The 15,735-nt window shown below is 70.5% G+C and carries 13 protein-coding genes, 2 tRNA genes and 1 pseudogene; 4 read left to right on the forward strand and 12 right to left on the reverse strand.

Annotated features, from left to right (window positions below):
* From AB0K07_RS00205 to AB0K07_RS00235, 7 genes are all read right to left on the reverse strand, one after another.
* Positions 1 to 882 (reverse strand): IniB N-terminal domain-containing protein (locus AB0K07_RS00205; RefSeq protein WP_363749760.1); only part of this gene is annotated, 882 nt, incomplete at its 3' end.
* A 266-nt stretch (positions 883 to 1,148) separates the two neighbouring features.
* Entirely contained in the window at positions 1,149 to 2,390 is a 1,242-nt protein-coding gene (locus AB0K07_RS00210; RefSeq protein ID WP_363749761.1) for a styrene monooxygenase/indole monooxygenase family protein, read from the reverse strand.
* Between the two features lie 20 nt (positions 2,391 to 2,410).
* Entirely contained in the window at positions 2,411 to 3,016 is a 606-nt protein-coding gene (locus AB0K07_RS00215; protein WP_363749763.1) for an ATP/GTP-binding protein, read from the reverse strand.
* The gene (locus tag AB0K07_RS00220) at positions 2,994 to 3,338 is read right to left on the reverse strand and encodes a DUF742 domain-containing protein (RefSeq protein ID WP_363749765.1); all 345 of its coding nucleotides are present in this window, start codon (positions 3,336 to 3,338) and stop codon (positions 2,994 to 2,996) included. The genes AB0K07_RS00215 and AB0K07_RS00220 overlap by 23 nt, the downstream gene beginning before the upstream one ends.
* Before the next feature lie 24 nt (positions 3,339 to 3,362).
* The gene (locus tag AB0K07_RS00225; RefSeq protein WP_074307915.1) at positions 3,363 to 3,827 is read right to left on the reverse strand and encodes a roadblock/LC7 domain-containing protein; all 465 of its coding nucleotides are present in this window, start codon (positions 3,825 to 3,827) and stop codon (positions 3,363 to 3,365) included.
* Positions 3,824 to 4,975 carry an ATP-binding protein gene (locus AB0K07_RS00230; protein ID WP_363749767.1) on the reverse strand — a complete coding sequence of 384 codons (1,152 nt, stop codon included), beginning with the start codon at positions 4,973 to 4,975 and terminating at the stop codon, positions 3,824 to 3,826. The genes AB0K07_RS00225 and AB0K07_RS00230 overlap by 4 nt, the downstream gene beginning before the upstream one ends.
* A 1,260-nt stretch (positions 4,976 to 6,235) precedes the next feature.
* Entirely contained in the window at positions 6,236 to 6,631 is a 396-nt protein-coding gene (locus AB0K07_RS00235; protein ID WP_363751441.1) for a hypothetical protein, read from the reverse strand.
* Positions 6,632 to 6,639: 8 nt separating this feature from the next.
* Between AB0K07_RS00235 and AB0K07_RS00240 the strand changes: the two are divergent.
* Positions 6,640 to 6,903 (forward strand): annotated as a pseudogene (locus AB0K07_RS00240) (tyrosine-type recombinase/integrase); the annotation flags it as partial.
* A gap of 76 nt (positions 6,904 to 6,979) precedes the next feature.
* Here the strand turns inward: AB0K07_RS00240 and AB0K07_RS00245 are convergent.
* Positions 6,980 to 7,052, reverse strand: a tRNA-Arg gene (locus tag AB0K07_RS00245).
* A gap of 35 nt (positions 7,053 to 7,087) precedes the next feature.
* Positions 7,088 to 7,178: transfer RNA gene (locus AB0K07_RS00250), tRNA-Ser, on the reverse strand.
* Positions 7,179 to 8,319: 1,141 nt separating this feature from the next.
* Between AB0K07_RS00250 and AB0K07_RS00255 the strand changes: the two genes are divergently transcribed.
* Positions 8,320 to 8,973, forward strand: a complete 654-nt coding sequence (locus AB0K07_RS00255) for a hypothetical protein (protein ID WP_363749769.1) — start codon at positions 8,320 to 8,322, stop codon at positions 8,971 to 8,973.
* Here AB0K07_RS00255 and AB0K07_RS00260 read toward each other — a convergent pair.
* Positions 8,960 to 9,730, reverse strand: coding sequence for a CPBP family intramembrane glutamic endopeptidase (locus AB0K07_RS00260; RefSeq protein ID WP_363749771.1), 771 nt, complete (start codon positions 9,728 to 9,730; stop codon positions 8,960 to 8,962). The two genes, AB0K07_RS00255 and AB0K07_RS00260, sit on opposite strands and share 14 nt — an antisense overlap.
* A gap of 146 nt (positions 9,731 to 9,876) precedes the next feature.
* Between AB0K07_RS00260 and AB0K07_RS00265 the strand changes: the two genes are divergently transcribed.
* Positions 9,877 to 10,992: a globin domain-containing protein gene (locus AB0K07_RS00265; RefSeq protein WP_363749773.1), complete on the forward strand. Its 1,116-nt coding sequence runs from the start codon at positions 9,877 to 9,879 to the stop codon at positions 10,990 to 10,992.
* A gap of 67 nt (positions 10,993 to 11,059) precedes the next feature.
* On the opposite strand, the gene AB0K07_RS00270 is transcribed toward AB0K07_RS00265, so the two are convergent.
* Positions 11,060 to 12,589 (reverse strand): peptide deformylase, encoded by a 1,530-nt coding sequence (locus tag AB0K07_RS00270; protein WP_363749775.1) that lies wholly within the window; start codon positions 12,587 to 12,589, stop codon positions 11,060 to 11,062.
* Between the two features lie 317 nt (positions 12,590 to 12,906).
* On the opposite strand from AB0K07_RS00270, the gene AB0K07_RS00275 reads away from it, so the two are divergent.
* The gene (locus tag AB0K07_RS00275; protein WP_363751337.1) at positions 12,907 to 13,689 is read left to right on the forward strand and encodes an IucA/IucC family C-terminal-domain containing protein; all 783 of its coding nucleotides are present in this window, start codon (positions 12,907 to 12,909) and stop codon (positions 13,687 to 13,689) included.
* A gap of 9 nt (positions 13,690 to 13,698) precedes the next feature.
* On the opposite strand, the gene AB0K07_RS00280 is transcribed toward AB0K07_RS00275, so the two are convergent.
* On the reverse strand, positions 13,699 to 15,528 hold the full coding sequence (locus AB0K07_RS00280) for a hypothetical protein (RefSeq protein ID WP_363749777.1): 1,830 nt from the start codon (positions 15,526 to 15,528) through the stop codon (positions 13,699 to 13,701).
* Positions 15,529 to 15,735 lie beyond the last annotated feature (207 nt).

The raw sequence follows: 15,735 nt of genomic DNA on the forward strand, positions 1-15,735 counted from the left end.
GGTCACGCCATGCACCGCGCCGCCCAGGTCACCGGTCACACCACCGACACCGAGCCCGCCGACCGTGCCGTCGAGAGTCCCACCGAGGTCACCGGTGACACCGCCAGCCAGGCCGGTCACGCCATGCACCGCGCCGCCCAGGTCACCCGTCACACCACCGACACCGAGCCCGCCGACCGTGCCGTCGAGAGTCCCACCGAGGTCACCGGTCACGCCGCCAGCCAGGCCGGTCACGCCATGCACCGCGCCGCCCAGATCGCCCGTCACACCACCGACACCGAGCCCGCCGACCGTGCCGTCCAAAGTCCCGCTGACGTCGCCGATCACGCCGACGGTACTGTCCAGGGTGCCGCCAACGTCACCGGTCACGCCGCTGAGGCTCACACTGTCGAGGGTGGCGCCCACGTCGCCGGTCACACCGGTCAGGCGGAGGCCGCCCAAGATGCTGTCGAGGGTGCCGGCCACGCCGCCGAGCGCCAGTCCGTCGGCGGTGGCAACCGCGCTAGCTGCGAGGCTGTCTCCGGCGAGAATGGACGTGACGCCCTGGACAGGCGCGTAATCGGCGACCAGCGGAATGACGTCCTGCACGTCGGCCGGGCTCACGTCGTTGAGGCCCGCGCCGTCCAGCGCACCTTGCGGGTCCGCCTCGTATGCCGCCCGGGCGTCGACGTTCGTGAGCAGGCCGAATACGAAGTCCTGCAGGCTCTGCGGCGACACAATTCCCGCGGTTACGCCCATTTCGGCGGTCGATCCCGCGTCAGCGGTGGACTCCAGACTGGTCGTCGAGCTTGCATCGGCAGTTACCTCCGTGTTGCCGGTCCAATCGGCGGCAGAGGTGGAGTTCACGTCGGCGGTTGGATTTGTGCTGGCGCTTTCACTCATGTTGCCGGTCCCCTCGATGGGTTTTTAGGACGTGGTCCAGGCAAGATCGCCCGAACCACGATCGACCGTAGGTTGAACAGAGGTATCGGGCATCGGGGGTGCACCCCCACGTTGTCCCGTCGGGTTAGGGCATGGGTGGCGTTTGGCGTTAGGGGACTACCGGGTTCCTGGGCGAAATCCCCCCCCCCAGGGTGGTGAGGCGCAGCAGCCGGTCGGGCCAGGCATCGACGAATCTTCGGTGGGACGATCAGCCTGTGGTCGGTGGATCAGTCGCCGGCGACTGTGGCCAGGTACGTGTCCGCCGCGTCAGGTGTCATGAACCAGTTCTGGAAGTCGTTGGGGTCGGAGAAGCCGTTGGCAAACCGGCGGGCGATGGTCGGGTTGGTGGTGGCGGCGCCGAGGATCTGCTGTACGTGCGGGGGTAACGGCTGGAGCATGGCGTTGGTCCAGGTGGTTACGGCCTGCCCGGCGCTTTCCCAGAACCGCTCGAACGTCTGCATCATCCACTGTCCGTCGAACGGCTGGTCCCCCCGCTCCAGGATGGACCCGAGGTATGAGTAGGCGCACTTGGCGGCGGTGTTGCTGCCCTGACCGGTGATCGGGTCGTTGGCGACCACGACGTCGGCCATGCCCAGGACGAGGCCGCCCGAGGGCAGCTCTGCCACGGGATGGCGCACGGTTGGCGTGTATCGACCGGACAAGGTGGCCCGCCCGTCGGTCAGCTCCACGTCGGCGCACCGGTCATAGATCCATGGGGTGTACTGGCGCACGAGCTCGAGGGTCAGCTTGAGATGCTCGGCCGGGTCCCGCCGGTCTTTCCACAGGTCAAGCGGGCCGTCGGGCACGGCTTCCCAGAAGAGGATCTCGCATGGCCCGGACAGGGTCAGCCCGGGGATGACGAAAAGTTCCCCGAGTCCGGGGACGGCGTTGAAGCTGACATGCGGGACCGGCCACAGCGGGTCCGGTGTCATGCCGTGCACGTAGGCGACGGCGAGTCCTCGCTGGGGTGCGGTGTACACCGACCGCTGCGGGTCGCGGTCGAAGACGCCAACCAGGTCGCCCTTGCCGGCGGCGACAATGGTCAGGTCGTAGCGGCGCAGCTTGGTGAGGCCGTCCAGGTCAGCGGTCGTCACACCCTGGTAGTGCACCGTGCCGCCGCGCTGCTCGAACAGCTCCAGCCAGGTGGCCATCTTCAGACGCTGGTCGGTACTTTGCGCGTAGCGATCCAAAGGGCCAGAGAAGCGCAGCGCTCGCTCGCCGGGTGGGGCGGACAGGGACACTTGCAGCCCCTCAATGTGCGGTGTCTGCTCCTGCCAGAGATCCAGCCCGTACTCACGCTCGGTGTCCAGCGCCGCGGCGAACATCGCCTGGGTGCTCATCACCCAGCCACGGCGGATCTCATCGGGGGTACGGGCCGACATGATGGTCACGTCGTACCCTTCGGCGAGCAGGCTCAGCCCGAGTTGTAGCCCGGACTGTCCAGCCCCCACGATCAGAATCTTCCGCATTGATGCCTCCAGTGGTTGAGCTACCGGGCCGCGAGTGCGCCCGGGACCGCGCCGGTGGTGCGTGCCATGGTGTGTTCGACGACTGTCAGCAGGGCCCTGGCGACCGACGACGGGTCGCGGGCGTCGCAGGTGATCAGCGGGACCTCGGCGGACAGCGTGAGGGCGGCGCGGATGCCCTCTAGCTGGTGCGTCAGTACGCCGTCGAAGAGGTTGACGCAGACCACGAACGGCACGTCGCTGTCTTGCTCGAAGTAGTTGACCGCCGGGAACGATGCCTCCAGATTCCGGGTGTCGGCCAGCACCAGCGCGCCGACCGCGCCCCGGCACAGGTCGTCCCACATCGGCCAGAACCGTGGCTGCCCGGGTGTGCCGAACAGGTACAGCACGAGGTCGGGGCCGATCGTCAGCCGGCCGAAGTCCATGGCCACGGTCGTGGTCGTCTTGTCGATTCCCGGGTCCAGCCGGTCCACCGTCTCGCTCGCCGCCGTCATCCACGCCTCGGTGTTGATCGGGGGAATCTCGGAGATGGACTGGACGCAGGTGGTCTTACCGACGCCGAAACCGCCGGCGATGACGATCTTCGCCGAGGTCAGCAGGGGGCTGTCAGGCAAGCTGGCGGAGGCCATCGCGCAGTCTCTCCAGGAGGTGAAGATCGAACTGGGTGGTGTAGTGGCCGTCGTGGATCTGCAGCCGGTCGGTGGCGGCGAGGTCGTCGACCACGACACGGGTCACGCCCAGCGACATGCCGCATACCGCCGACAGTTCGGCAACCGATCTGGTTTGCCGGGCCTGCTCGTACAGTGACCGCGCCTCGGGCAGCAGCCCTGAGGCGAAGACCGCGTCATAGAAGGGCACCGACACCAGGGTGTGCACCAGCAGATGCTGCCGGGTGCGTGCGCGTCCCCCGGTCAACACGTAGGGCCGCACCTTCCAGTAGGTGGTGGGCACTTTCGCTCCCTCGGCTCTGGCCACTCAGCCGGGCGGCTGGCTGACGGTGAGGCGGTGCAAATCGTGGCGGACCTGCGGGGTCAGGACGTGCCCGACGGCGCCGACGAACTGCGTCATGTGGTACGAGACGACCCGCAGGTCACAACCGGCGGCAGCGGCCACGGTCAGCCCCGCGGACTCGCCGACCCGCATGAACATGAGGTGTCCGCGCGGCAGGCGAACAGTCAGATATTCCGACGGACCCAAATCGAGTAGATCTGCGCTGCGGTCGGCCATGCTGAGCAGTCCCGCGGTCAAGGCAGCCAACTGATCGCCCAAGTCCCGGGAAACGCCGCGGGAAGCGGCAAGCTGCAGACCGTCGAGGGACACGATCAAAGCATGGGTGACACCGGGCACGTCGTCGGCGAACTGGCGCACCAGCCACGCGAAGTCCTGGTGCCCGGAGGCCGCCGCGTGCGGTCCGCCGCTACCGCCGTTCGGGTGAGTCATGGCAGGTGTCCTTCGGGTTTCACGGTTGGTGGTACCTGTGCATCAGTGACGCCGGCGGCGAACGCGGCCGTCTCCTCCGGCCACGTGTCCCGATCTGGCGACGGTCGGTGCCCCGATGCGGCAACGGCGTTTTCAATCCCGCCATCGGGGCGGCCGTCGGCGCGCACACTCTCCGGTACGCGACGGGGAAGACCACCGCCACTGGCGACCGATTGCGCTGCGACGCGGTGGCCGCTACCGGCCGGCCGGCCGTGTACGAGCGTCAGGCGAGAGGTGGAAGCTTGCGCGCTCGGGTGAGACGCCTCCACCTGCCCCCCTCCTTCACGAGCTCCAGTTTGAACCGACGGGCGGTAAGCCAGCGGCGCCGCACGTTGGGGATGCGAGGGTGAAGGGGGTGCGGGCGCCATCTCACATAGCAGCGGCGCGGGGACCAGCACGGTCGCGGTCGTGCCGCCTGAGGGTCGGTTTGTCAGCGCGACCCGCAGGTGATGGGCGCGGGCCAAGTACGAAACGACGACAAGACCCAGATGCGCTGCCGGGTTATCCGCGACCGGCGCCGATGAGTTCCCGGCCAGCATGGCGTTGAGCGCAGCGAGCTGGTCGGGCCTGACACCGACGCCCGCGTCCTCGACACGAAGCAGCACGCTGCCGTCCTCAGTGATGAACGACGACACGATCACCGACGAGGTCGGCGGGGAGAAGCGGGTTGCGTTGTCCAGCAGCTCAGTCAGCACCCGAATCACGTCGTCGGCCGCGAACTCCACGACCCCGAGGCCCACCACATGTCCGACACGAATCCGCGCGTAGTACTCGGTAGCCGACGTCGCGGCCCGAATGACATCGACTAAGGCGACCGTCTGCCGGTCGGCGTCCTCGACACGCCGCCCCAACAGAACCTGCAGGTTCTCCGCGTGGCGGCGGATGCGGGTATTCGCGTGGTCGATGCGGTAGAGCCGCTCGAGCCGCTCAGGATCCTGCTCATCGGCCTCGACAACCTCGAGGTGGCTGCCCATCTGGTAGGCCGACGCCAGAATGCGCAGCGCGAACTGCTCGCAAATCGCGGGCCACAGGGTCTCGACACGCTCCGGTGGTGGCGACGGGTCCGGTGGGGTCGACCGCTGCTCTTGAGCGACCGCCCATTGCGCCACGGTGGGATCCAGCCATCTGGCCAACCGTTGCCGCCACGTCACCGGACGCCCATCCATCCAGTGAGTTGTCACGGCTTGATGTTTCACGATCTACCCGACCAATCGGTTATCTCGTGTTCTGGCATGGTGCAGCAGTCAACCACCGTCTTCCACCGATCGCAACGCTTCAGACCCGAGTGGGAGAAATCTTCCTATTCGCTCTGCCGTATCCCGTCCGGTCGGTCTCGGCAGGACCGTCTCGGCGTCCTGTCGCACCAACGCCATCGTCCTGAGTGCAGCGCTGCGGTGAAAGGGGGCGGTGTCGGCTGAAGAATGGCTACTCCCCGGTGCACCTCACGGTGTCGGTTACGGCGGGGCGGGACCCTAGGCTCGTGGGTCCCGCCCGTCATGGATGTCGCGCACCCCGACCTCCCAAGGAACAGGCGTCGATGGTCCGGCTGTCGTTACGGGTACGCCCCGGCCGCGATGTCCCTGTCGGTGTCAGCAGGTGCCGGCGACGGCATGGTGTTGACAACCCTTCACCACGGCATCCATGCCACGGCTCGCCGGCGTTGCGGTTGATCACTGCGCGCGCCTTCCGGCTCTTGTTGCGCTGGTCGGGGCCAACAAGCTGCGGGCGGCCTGTCGGCTGTTCGCAGGATGCGCTGGGTGGACTTTTGGCCGATGGTGAGTAAGGTCAGCCAGCTGTCCGCACCTGTGCTCTCCGAGGAGGCCGGCGACCGTGGCCGAGAGATCGACTTCTCGTTCCGCCGATGGGGCTGCCCGACATCACGACGATCCGGCGAGTGTCATAGACAGCTGGATCTCTCGACAGTCATGGTTGGAAGCAGGCGATTCCGACTCGTCCTAGGAGCGGCAGGAAGCTGCCGCGCAGCAGTGGCGTGACGACGTGTCGGACCAAGATGGGGAGGCGTACGAACCGGCGGATGCCTACCAGGAGCACGAAGGGCAACACGCGAGGCACCGGACGCACCCGCAGTACGAGGACGAAGATGCGCAGTACGACGGGGCCCACCCTCAGCACGAGCACGAACACCCATCGTTCGGCTCACCGGTCGATCCCGAACCCGCGTACTACCAGCCCGAGCAGACCTATACGTACGACGCTCGCGACCAGGCCTACCGGGAGGAACGTCGGGGCCAGGACCGGTACGGACCGGGCGATGCCAGTTCGGTCCACGAGGACGTGTACGGCGCGCAGCAGGAGAGGTACGCCCAACCCGAGGCGGGCTACGCCCACGAGGAGTACCCCCACGACGATTACGCCAGCCGCAACCAGTACCGCCACGAGGAGCCGGGCGCGCGGAACCCCGAGGCGCCCGAGGTGCGGCCACGGAGGAAGCACAACCGGGACGTTGATGCCCGCCCATGGCCGGCCAGCCGGCGGCGACGCTGGCTGATCCCGGTCGGCGTACTCGCGCTGGGGGCGCTTGTCTGCGCTCTGGCGTTCATGTGGGGGTCAGGCCGGCCGCCGGAAGACGGGCTTCCGCTGTCGGCGGCCAGCACCCCGCCGTACCCGTCTGAGCAGCCGATTGCCCTCCCGGAGATACCGTCGACGCCGCCCGATTCCGCGGCACCGCGCAACTCCTCCACCACGCCCAGCGCCACACCGTCGATCACACCTTCCGCCACGCCCAGCGCCACACCGTCGCTCACGCCTTCCGCCACTCGAGCCTCGGAATTTCAACCGGGCCTGGGACGCTCGGATCCGCCGCGACGGCCTCCGGGAGATCACTCCGCACGGCGCCCGGCGGACCTGCGCGAGCATCCTCGCCGATCTCGACGTGCACCCGCGGGTGGCGATGCAGATCCTGCGCCACGCTGACTTCAAGGTCACGATGGAGATCTACACGCGGGTCAGCTCCCGGCAGACGCGTGAGGCGTTGAAGCGCCTGGGCGACCGGATGAACGGCACGGAATCGGCATGACCGCTGCTGTACTTTGCTGCTGTACGGCACGGAAAAGGGGCCGTGTCGGTTTCCCGAAACGACCCCTGACCTGCTGTGCGCCCGAAGGGACTCGAACCCCTAACCTTCTGATCCGTAGTCAGATGCTCTATCCATTGAGCTACGGGCGCAGGTGCTCAGCCAGTGTACACACCCAGCTTTCGCGCGGAGACTCCGGGATTCGAACCCGGGAGGGGCTTTAAGACCCCAACCGCATTAGCAGTGCGGCGCCATAGACCAGACTAGGCGAAGTCTCCCTGATGGCCCGTAGACCACCGCGCCCGAGGATACAGGTCGCCACCCACCGGGAGCAAAGCGACTTCCGTGGTACGCCCCGTCGCGACCGTTGGCGGCGTGTTTCCCCGCTGTGCGGCAGCGTGATCGGGACTACGCTCCATCGATATGCAGGAGCAGCCGCCCGCCGAGCCGACCCGCCGAGAGCCTGCTGACCGAGCGCGTCGCCGCTCTCCCCGGGCCACCTTCACTCCGCCGACGGCCGCCGAGCAGTCCGCGGAGCAGGCGGCACCGGCGTCCGAGCCACCAGCGGCACCGGCCATCCCCGGCACGCAGCGCCCGCGCCGGCCCAAGCCCGCCCCGGCGGTGGTCTTCCAACCGCCGGAGCCGGACCGGCCCCTGCCCCGCCAACCGGTCCCCACGCCCAGCACGACCGGCGGCACGGCGGGCGTCAAGGAGCCCGGCCCGAGGGCGGGCGTCGACGAGCCCGGCCGGGCGCCGAGCGGGGAACAGCCGGGCGCAACGGACGGTTCCGGGAAGACCGACCAGCCAGCCGGCGCCGCGCCGACCGGCCCGGGCAGCGCGGCTCCGGCGGTCCCGGCGGCCGAGCGAGCACCGGAGGGCGGCCCGCAGCAACCGGACGGTCCGCCGCCCCGGACGCCGAGCGCAGGGGCCAGCCGCGCCACCCCGGCGCGCAAGGCGGCCCCTCGGAAGGCCGCCCCTCGGAAGGCGGTCGGCACCTCGGCCGGGCAGGCGACCCCCACGACACCCCCAGCGGCCGATGTGACCCCGGTTACTCCCGCCGCCGCTCCGACCAAGCGCACCGTGCGCTCGACCGCCGCGGCGGCCACCCCGGCCAAGCGCACCGCGACCCCGACCAAGCGCGCGGCAGGTGCCCGGAAGAGCGCCACCCCTGAACAGGTAGTCCCAGCCGCACCGGAACAACCGGCGGAACAACCGGCGGAGCAACCCCCGGCTGAGCGGCCCCGGCCACCGGTCGCGGCCGACCACCCCACCCCGACGGCCCAGCCCGCTCAAGGCCAGGAACCGGCCGCTCAAGGCCAGGAACCGGCCGCACAGGGCCAGGAAGCGGCGTCGGCTGGGGAGGCAGCGCTCGCCGCGCATCACCCTGCGCCGGCTTCGGCGCGTACCCCGGAATCGGAATTGCGGGCGGTCACCGCGCACCTGCGCGACCATCCCGGCTTCGCGCCGGAGCTGCTGGCTCTCGCCGCCGTCCGGGCGCTCGGGCCCGGCGCGGCCACCTGGGCCGAGCGGTTGCGGTCCCGCTACCCGGACGCCCCGGCGGACGGCCTGGCCCGGCTGGCCACCCGGCGATTCGTTCGCGCGGCCGGCGCGGGCGGGGCGGCCGCCGCGGTGGCCGGGCTCTTCGCGCCGCTGGCCGAGCTGGCCTCGGTGCTCTGGACCCACTCGAACCTGGTGCTGCACCTGGCGGCGGCGTACGGGCGGGATCCCGCGCATCCCGACCGGGCGGCCGAGCTGCTGGTGCTCACCCAGGTGCACCCGGACCAGGAGAGCGCGCGTGCCGCGTTGGCCGCCGCGCGGGCGGCGGACGACCCGGTCGAGGGGACGTGGCCGCGTGCGGCGGAGGCCGCGTGGCGGTTGGCCGCTCCACTCACGGCGCAGGCCGGTGGGTGGCTGGCGTTGCGGCTGGCGTCCCGATTGCTGCCGGGTGCGGCGGTGCTCGCGGCGGCGCTGGGCGACGCGGCGGCGGCCGACCGGCTCGCGGCCCGGGCGGTGGCCGCCTACCGGCCGTCGCCGGCCGACCCGGCGGCGCGCCGAGCGGTCAGAGCCAGCTGAACCATTCCCTGGGCAGCAGCGCGTAGCCGACGAAGGCGACCACGTCGAGCAGGGTGTGCGCGATGACCAGCGGCATCACCCGCCGGGTGCGCAGGTAGAAGTAGCTGAACACGACGCCCATCACCGCGTTGCCGACGAACGCGCCGAAGCCCTGATACAGGTGGTACGAGCCGCGCAGCAGCGCGCTGGCCGCGATGATCGCGCCGAGCCGCCACTGGAGCTGCCGCAGCCGGGTGACCAGGTAACCGACCACGATCACCTCCTCCAGCACGGCGTTCTGCACGGCGGCGAGGATCAGCACCGGGACCGCCCACCAGACCGGCGGCAGCGAGGCCGGCACCAGCGTGGCGTTGACGCCGAGCTGCGCCGCCACCCAGAACAGCGCCAGCCCGGGCAGGCCGATCAGCGCGGCCAGGCCGGCGCCGCGCGCCAGGTCCTGGCCGGGTCGCCGGGCGTCGAGGCCGAGGGTCCGCGCCGGCTCGCCGGGGTCGCGGCTGAGCAGGTGTACGGCGAGCAGCACCGGCAGCAGCGCGAAGACGATGCCGAGCAGTTGGTACGTCAGGTCCAGCCAGGGCCGGGCTGACGCGGAGGTGTTCAGCGAGGCGGTCTGCTTGGAGAGCGGACCGTCGGCGGTCAGCTTCGCGATGATCGAGACCACCGCGTAGACCGCGGACTGGCCGAGGGACAGGCCGAGGACGAGCAGCGTCTCGGTCCCCAGCAGCCGGCGGGACACCGGGCGGGTCAGCTCAACGGTCACCGCCCCACTCTGCCCGACGGGCGGCGCCGGTGGCAGGGCCGACCGGCCGGCGTGAACCGATCGCACATTCTGTGCGACCGGTGGGCACGCTCCGTGGAGATTCTATGGGCGCCCGATCCGCTGTCGTCTGGAGAAGGAGCGCCCCCGTGGACAACGTCGCGCGGTTGCTGAAGGAGAGCTGGACCCTGGTCGAGGAGGACCGGGACCGGCTGAGCAGCCACTTCTACGCCCGGCTCTTCCTGCTCGACCCCGCTCTGCGGCAGCTCTTCCCGGTGCAGATGACCGGCCAGGGCGACCGTCTGCTGGAAGCGATCATCACGGCGATCCACACGGTGGACGACCCGGAGAGCTTCGACGAGTTCCTCCGGGCGCTGGGCCGCGACCACCGCAAGTACCACGTCGACGAGCAGCACTACGCGACGATGGGTGTCGCGTTGCTGGACGCGCTGCGCAGCACCGCGGGCGACGACTGGAACCTGGAGTACGACCAGGCGTGGCGGGACGCGTACGCGGCCATCTCGGCGAAGATGCTCGCCGGGGCGGCGGCCGACGACAACCCGCCGTTCTGGCACGCCGAGGTGCTGACCCACGAGCGGTACGGCCCGGACACGGCCGTGCTGACCTGCCGGGCGTTGCAGCATCCGCTGACCTGGCGGGCCGGCCAGTACGTCAGCCTGGAGGTGCCGCGCCACCACCCCCGGGTGTGGCGGACGTACTCGGTGGCGAACGCCCCGAACGACGACAACGTGCTGGAGTTCCACGTGCGGTCGCCCGGGGCCGGCTGGGTGTCCGGTGCGCTGGTCCGCCGGGTGCAGCCGGGTGACCTGCTGCGGTTGGCGGCCCCGATGGGGTCGATGACCCTGGACCGGTCCTCGGAACGGGACATCCTCTGCGTGGCCGGCGGGGTGGGGCTGGCGCCGATCAAGGCGCTCGTCGAGGAGTTGGCCAGCTACAACCGGACCCGGTGGGTGCACGTCTTCTACGGCGCTCGGCAGGCGGCTGATCTGTACGGCCTGGCCGGGTTGCAGGAGCTGGTGGCCGTACACCCGTGGCTGTCGGTCACCGCCGCGTGCAGCGAGGACCCGGACTTCGACGGTGAGCTGGGCGACATCCCGGACGTGGTGGCCCGGTACGGCCCGTGGACCACGCACGACTGCTACGTCTCCGGGTCGGCCCGGATGGTCCGGTCCACCCTGCGGGTGCTGGCCGCCGACGAGGTGCCGCCGCCGCACATCCGCTACGACACCTTCGGTGACCTCTAGTCGTTCCTCCCCCCACACCGGGGCGCGTGCCCCTGCCCCCTGGGGCACGCGCCCCGGTTCCGCCTGTTCAGTACCGCCAGGGGTGCCCGGTCTCCCGGTACTCCTCCACCGGCACCAGCGGCACGCCGGGCGCCATCCGGTCCACGTAGAGCCGGCCCTCCAGGTGGTCGATCTCGTGCGCGACCAGCCGGGCCATGCCGAACTCGAACGAGGTGATGATCCGGCTGCCGACCCACTGGGCGTGCTCCACGTCCAGCCGCAACGGCCGCGGCACGAGGCCCCGGTGGTCGAAGAAGGAGAGGCAGCCCTCGTACTGCTCGTCGCTGTCCGGGTCGGCGTCGACCACCCGGGGGTTGAGCAGCACGACCGGCTCCGCCGACCGGTCGGGCGGCCGCACCACGGCCGCCGCCCGGCCGATGCCGAGCTGCGGGGCGGCGATGCCGACCCCCTTACTGAACGGATGCAGCTCGTCGAGCCGGGCCAGGGCCGTGACGAGCCGGTCGACCACCTCCCGGGCTACCTGCTCCTCATCGGGCAGGTTGAACGGGCGGACGCGCTGACGGAGCAGGTCGGCACCGCGCTGGACGATGCCGAGCCCACGCATCCGGTCGCTGGGCCGCACCCGGGCCCCGGCGGGGCCGACGTCCGGGTCGGTGTCGGGGCGGGCCCGGAAACGCCACTGCATCCGGTAGCGGGCGTTCAGCGGGGGGTCGTCGGTCTGCCACTCGAAGATCGCCCGGTCGCCCTCGTCGCGGCGCTGCGGCGCCGTTCGCAGCGGGCCCTCCTCCGCTGAGAGCGAGGTCTCCACGCCCCAGACCTGCGGGTCGAGCGCCGCCGGCAGGTCCAGGCAGACGGCGAGCTGTCGGGTGGGCAACCGCACGGCTCGCTGGAACCAGGGACCCCACTTCTCCTGCCCGACGCTGTACGCGTACTCGATGGTCGCCCGGTCGCCGGGGTAGAGCGGGAAGCGCCGCTCACCGTTCTCGAAGAGCAGCCAGATTTCCTTGAACGCGTCCCGGTCGTGCTTGGCCCGCCAGTGCATCGGCTCCGGGTCGCCGCCGCCGTCGTCCCTGCGGGCCTGTAGTTGCAGCTCGGCGAAGGTGAGCGGGTGCTCCCGGTGGTGCCGGTTGGAGCGACCGGGGTCGTTCGGGTAGCGGTCGACGGCGACCCGGACCAGGTAGCGGTTGACCGGCTCGGTGCCGGCGTTGTAGAGCTCGCGGTGGATGACGCACCGATAGGCGTCGTCGGTGTGGGTGAGGGTGGCCAGTTCCCGCTCCACGATGAGGCCGGTGCCGGGTGGCAGCCACTGGCCCGGCAGGTGCGTGTCGCGGTGCCGTTGGCCGGAGCGGGTGTGCCGTAGTTCGTCGTACTCCCGGAAGCGCTGCCAGATCGCTCCGCTGGCCTCCAGGACGGCCTCGGCGCGGCGGGCGAAGTCCTCGGTCGGGCGGTGCCGGCGCCCCTCCACGTGGCTGACGTAGGACGGGTCGAAACCCATCAGGACGGCCAGTTGCTTCTTGGACAGCCCCCGCCCGGTCCGTTGCCGGGCGAGCTCGGCCGCGAAGGAATCGGCGGCCCGTTCGAGGGGGGAGGTCGTCATCGGCTTCCTCGTGGCCGGGAGTATCAGTTTCACGTTCAGTGGTGAAACGCACACGCATCTGGCACCTTGCCGACACAACGCTTGACAATTCACCGATGGCCATCGATCGGGGCCCGGCGTTTTCCGGGTCCGGAGCCGGGTAGTACGCCGGTGCGCGGAGCGAGAGCGAGTGACCTGAAGCTCCCGATCCGCCCAAGGTGAGGCTTCCCTTAGACCTGCGGGCATGGTTAGGCTAGCCTTAGCTCAGGACGGCAGGGTCGTCCGCCGAGGTCAGCTCCTCGGTCACGCAGACGGGGGATGACACGGTGACAGCGGTGATGCCGAGGCGGGACATGACCGCCACGCCGCTCGCCCCCGTCACCGCCGCGCTGCGGGCCATGTTCGGCACCGATGATCTTCCGGGGCTCGCACCCGGCCTGCTGGTCGACGACGAGTTCGGCTGGGCGCCCGCGACCACCCTGATCGACGGCAGCAGGCTGCCGGATCTGCTGCGCGCCGCCACGCTGCGCTGGGGGGGCACGCCGCACGCCTGCGCCGCGCTGGCCTGGAAGTCCTACAGCTACTGGACGGCGCTGCCGGTCGTGCTCGGCTGGGCCTCGGCCCGGCGGGTGCCGCTGCTCGACCCGTCCGACGTGCTGATCCACTTCGAGGACCACCGGCCACTGCTCACCCTGGGCCTGCGCCGCAGCACGACCGTGGCCGTGCTGCCGAGCGACCCGCTGGCGCTGGCCGGTCACCCGAAGGTGCGGGTCGTCGCCGGCGAGGCCGAGCTGCTGGCCGCACTGCGCGCCTCGCTCCTCGACGCTCACCTGGCCCCGCTCATCGCGGCGATCCAGACCGAGGTCCGGGTCGGCACCCGGACGCTGCTGGGCTCGGTCGCCTCCGGCATCTCGCACGGCATCCTGCGGGCCGCGGACGGGCTGCCCGGCCCGACGACCCAGACGATCGACACCCTGCTCGGCGCGCTCGACCTGGCCGACCTGGTCGAGCTGGTGCCGGGGCCGACGGGTGAGCCGAGCGTGCAGCGGCGCACCTGCTGCCTCGCCTTCACCCTGCCCAGCCCGAAGGTCTGCCAGGGCTGCTGCGTCCGCCAGGCCTGAGTCTCTCGCTCAGTCGGTCAACGGCCGCACGTCCCACACCCACACCCCGCCGGTGAACGTCGGTCGGATGCCGGTCAGCTCGATCATCCCCCGGCGCAGCACCGCCTCGTGCTCTTGCGGCCTGAGGATCACCACGCCGGCACGCCAGTAGCGCAGGTCGTCGACCGCCTCCACCCGACTCTGCGGGGTGATCGGCGGTACCGCCCCGGTTCGCCGGATAGTGCTGAAGAAGTTGCTGGTGGGGCGGGGTGGGGCGGTGAACAGCGCGATCCGCGGCTTCTCGGCGTTCCGGCGGGTGTCCGGGCCCAGGAAGTAGCCGCGTGCCAACGGCATGTCCAGTCGGGTCGCCGCGGACCAGCGCAGCGGCTCGGCGTAGTTGGTGTCCGGCAGCGGCAGGGTCACCACGCTGCGCCCGCCGGCCACGTACGGCCGCCAGGCTCCACTGGTCACGAAGGCGGGGACGGGGTCGAGGCGGGCCACGGGCAGCGGGGTGGGCAGGATCGGCAGCAGGGCCATCGTGAGCACGGTGGCCGTGACGAAGTGGATCTGCCGTCCGGCGGCCGGCTGTGCGCGGGCCAGCTCACGCGCCCGCTCGGCGCCGTAGGCGAGCAGCAACCCGATGATCGGCGTGATCGCCAACGCCCACCGGGTCGGCACCACCGAGTGCAGGATCGGCAGGTTCTCCAGCAACGCCCACGGCCCCGGCACGCCGGTGTCCCGGCCGGCGAACCTGATCACCCGGCCCAGCGAGAGCACCGCGAAGAGCAGCCCGAGGGCGGCCAGCCCCAGCACGACGACAGAGCGGCGCAGCCACCAGACCAGGGCGACCACCAGCACCAGCAGCGGCCAGCCGAAGAAGCTGTTCTCCTCGGTCGGGTTCTTGGCCAGGTTGGCGGCGGTGCGCGGGTTGCCGGCGAGCGATTCCCGGGAGTACGCGACGAAGGAGGCGAGGTCGCTGGAGTAGCCGCGGATCAGGCGGGACAGCCCGGAGTACGCCCCGGGGCCGAAGAACTGGACGTAGAGCGGGTACGCCAGCAGCAGCCCGGCAATTCCGGCGGCGACGGCCAGACCGGCGAGGAAGGGCCGGGCCCGCGATCGCAGGTCCCGCCGGCCGAGGGCGAGCGCGCCGACGATCACGCCCAGCCCGATCGCGGTCATCAGCAGGATCTCCAGGTTGAGGAAGGCCTGCCAGACGATCACCAGCGCGAGGAGCACGCCGTTGCGCAGCCAGCGGCCCGGCTCGCCCAGCCGGAGCGTACGCCAGATGATCAGTGGGACGACGAACTGCGACACGATGTTCGGATGCGCATTGGCGTGCGACACCATGGCCGGCGCGAACGCGCAGAAGCCGGCGCCCAGCCACGCGGGCCCGCGGGAGCCGATCAGGACCCGGGAAAGCACGAAGTACCAGGCAGTGGCGGTGGCAATCATTCCAGCGGTGAGAAAGAGCAGGAATGCTGCGCGTGGCCCGAGGAGCACGGTGACCGGTGTCATTGGCAACGAAACGGATAATACGGAAGTATTCGCCATGAGATTGACGCCGTCCGGCACGTTCATCCGGTCTGAATGGAACGGATAGGCGAAATGCGTGACGACCCGCGCACCGTGCGCCATCATCCATTCGAACTGCGACTGATCCGAGGGGTTGTCCCGCACCCCGCTGCGCGGCTCCAGCCACAGCCGCCCGGTGACCCAGAACCCGAGCACCACGAAGCTCAGCACGGCGGCCAGGTCGACCCACCTACCGCCGCCGGACGCGCGGGCGCGCCCGGCGGTCCCCTCCACCGGCGCCGCGGTGGCCGGGCCGTCTCCGGGCGCGTCCGATTCGGGAGTAGTCATGACAATTCATAGGGTAGTCAGCGTATGGCACTGCCGTGACATGTTTCGGGGTACTGCCGTACTATGTGCCGGGTTCGCCGACCGCCGATCACGTGCCCACCCCCGACCGCAATTCGGCCACCCGCTGCCCCGATTCTTCTGCCATCCGAGCGGATGATTCACTCTGTCGGTCCAGGCACGGGTCGAGTTCATATCGTGAGGAATCGA

The organism is Micromonospora sp. NPDC049301, assembly GCF_040678715.1.
In the GTDB taxonomy this organism is placed as follows: domain Bacteria; phylum Actinomycetota; class Actinomycetes; order Mycobacteriales; family Micromonosporaceae; genus Micromonospora.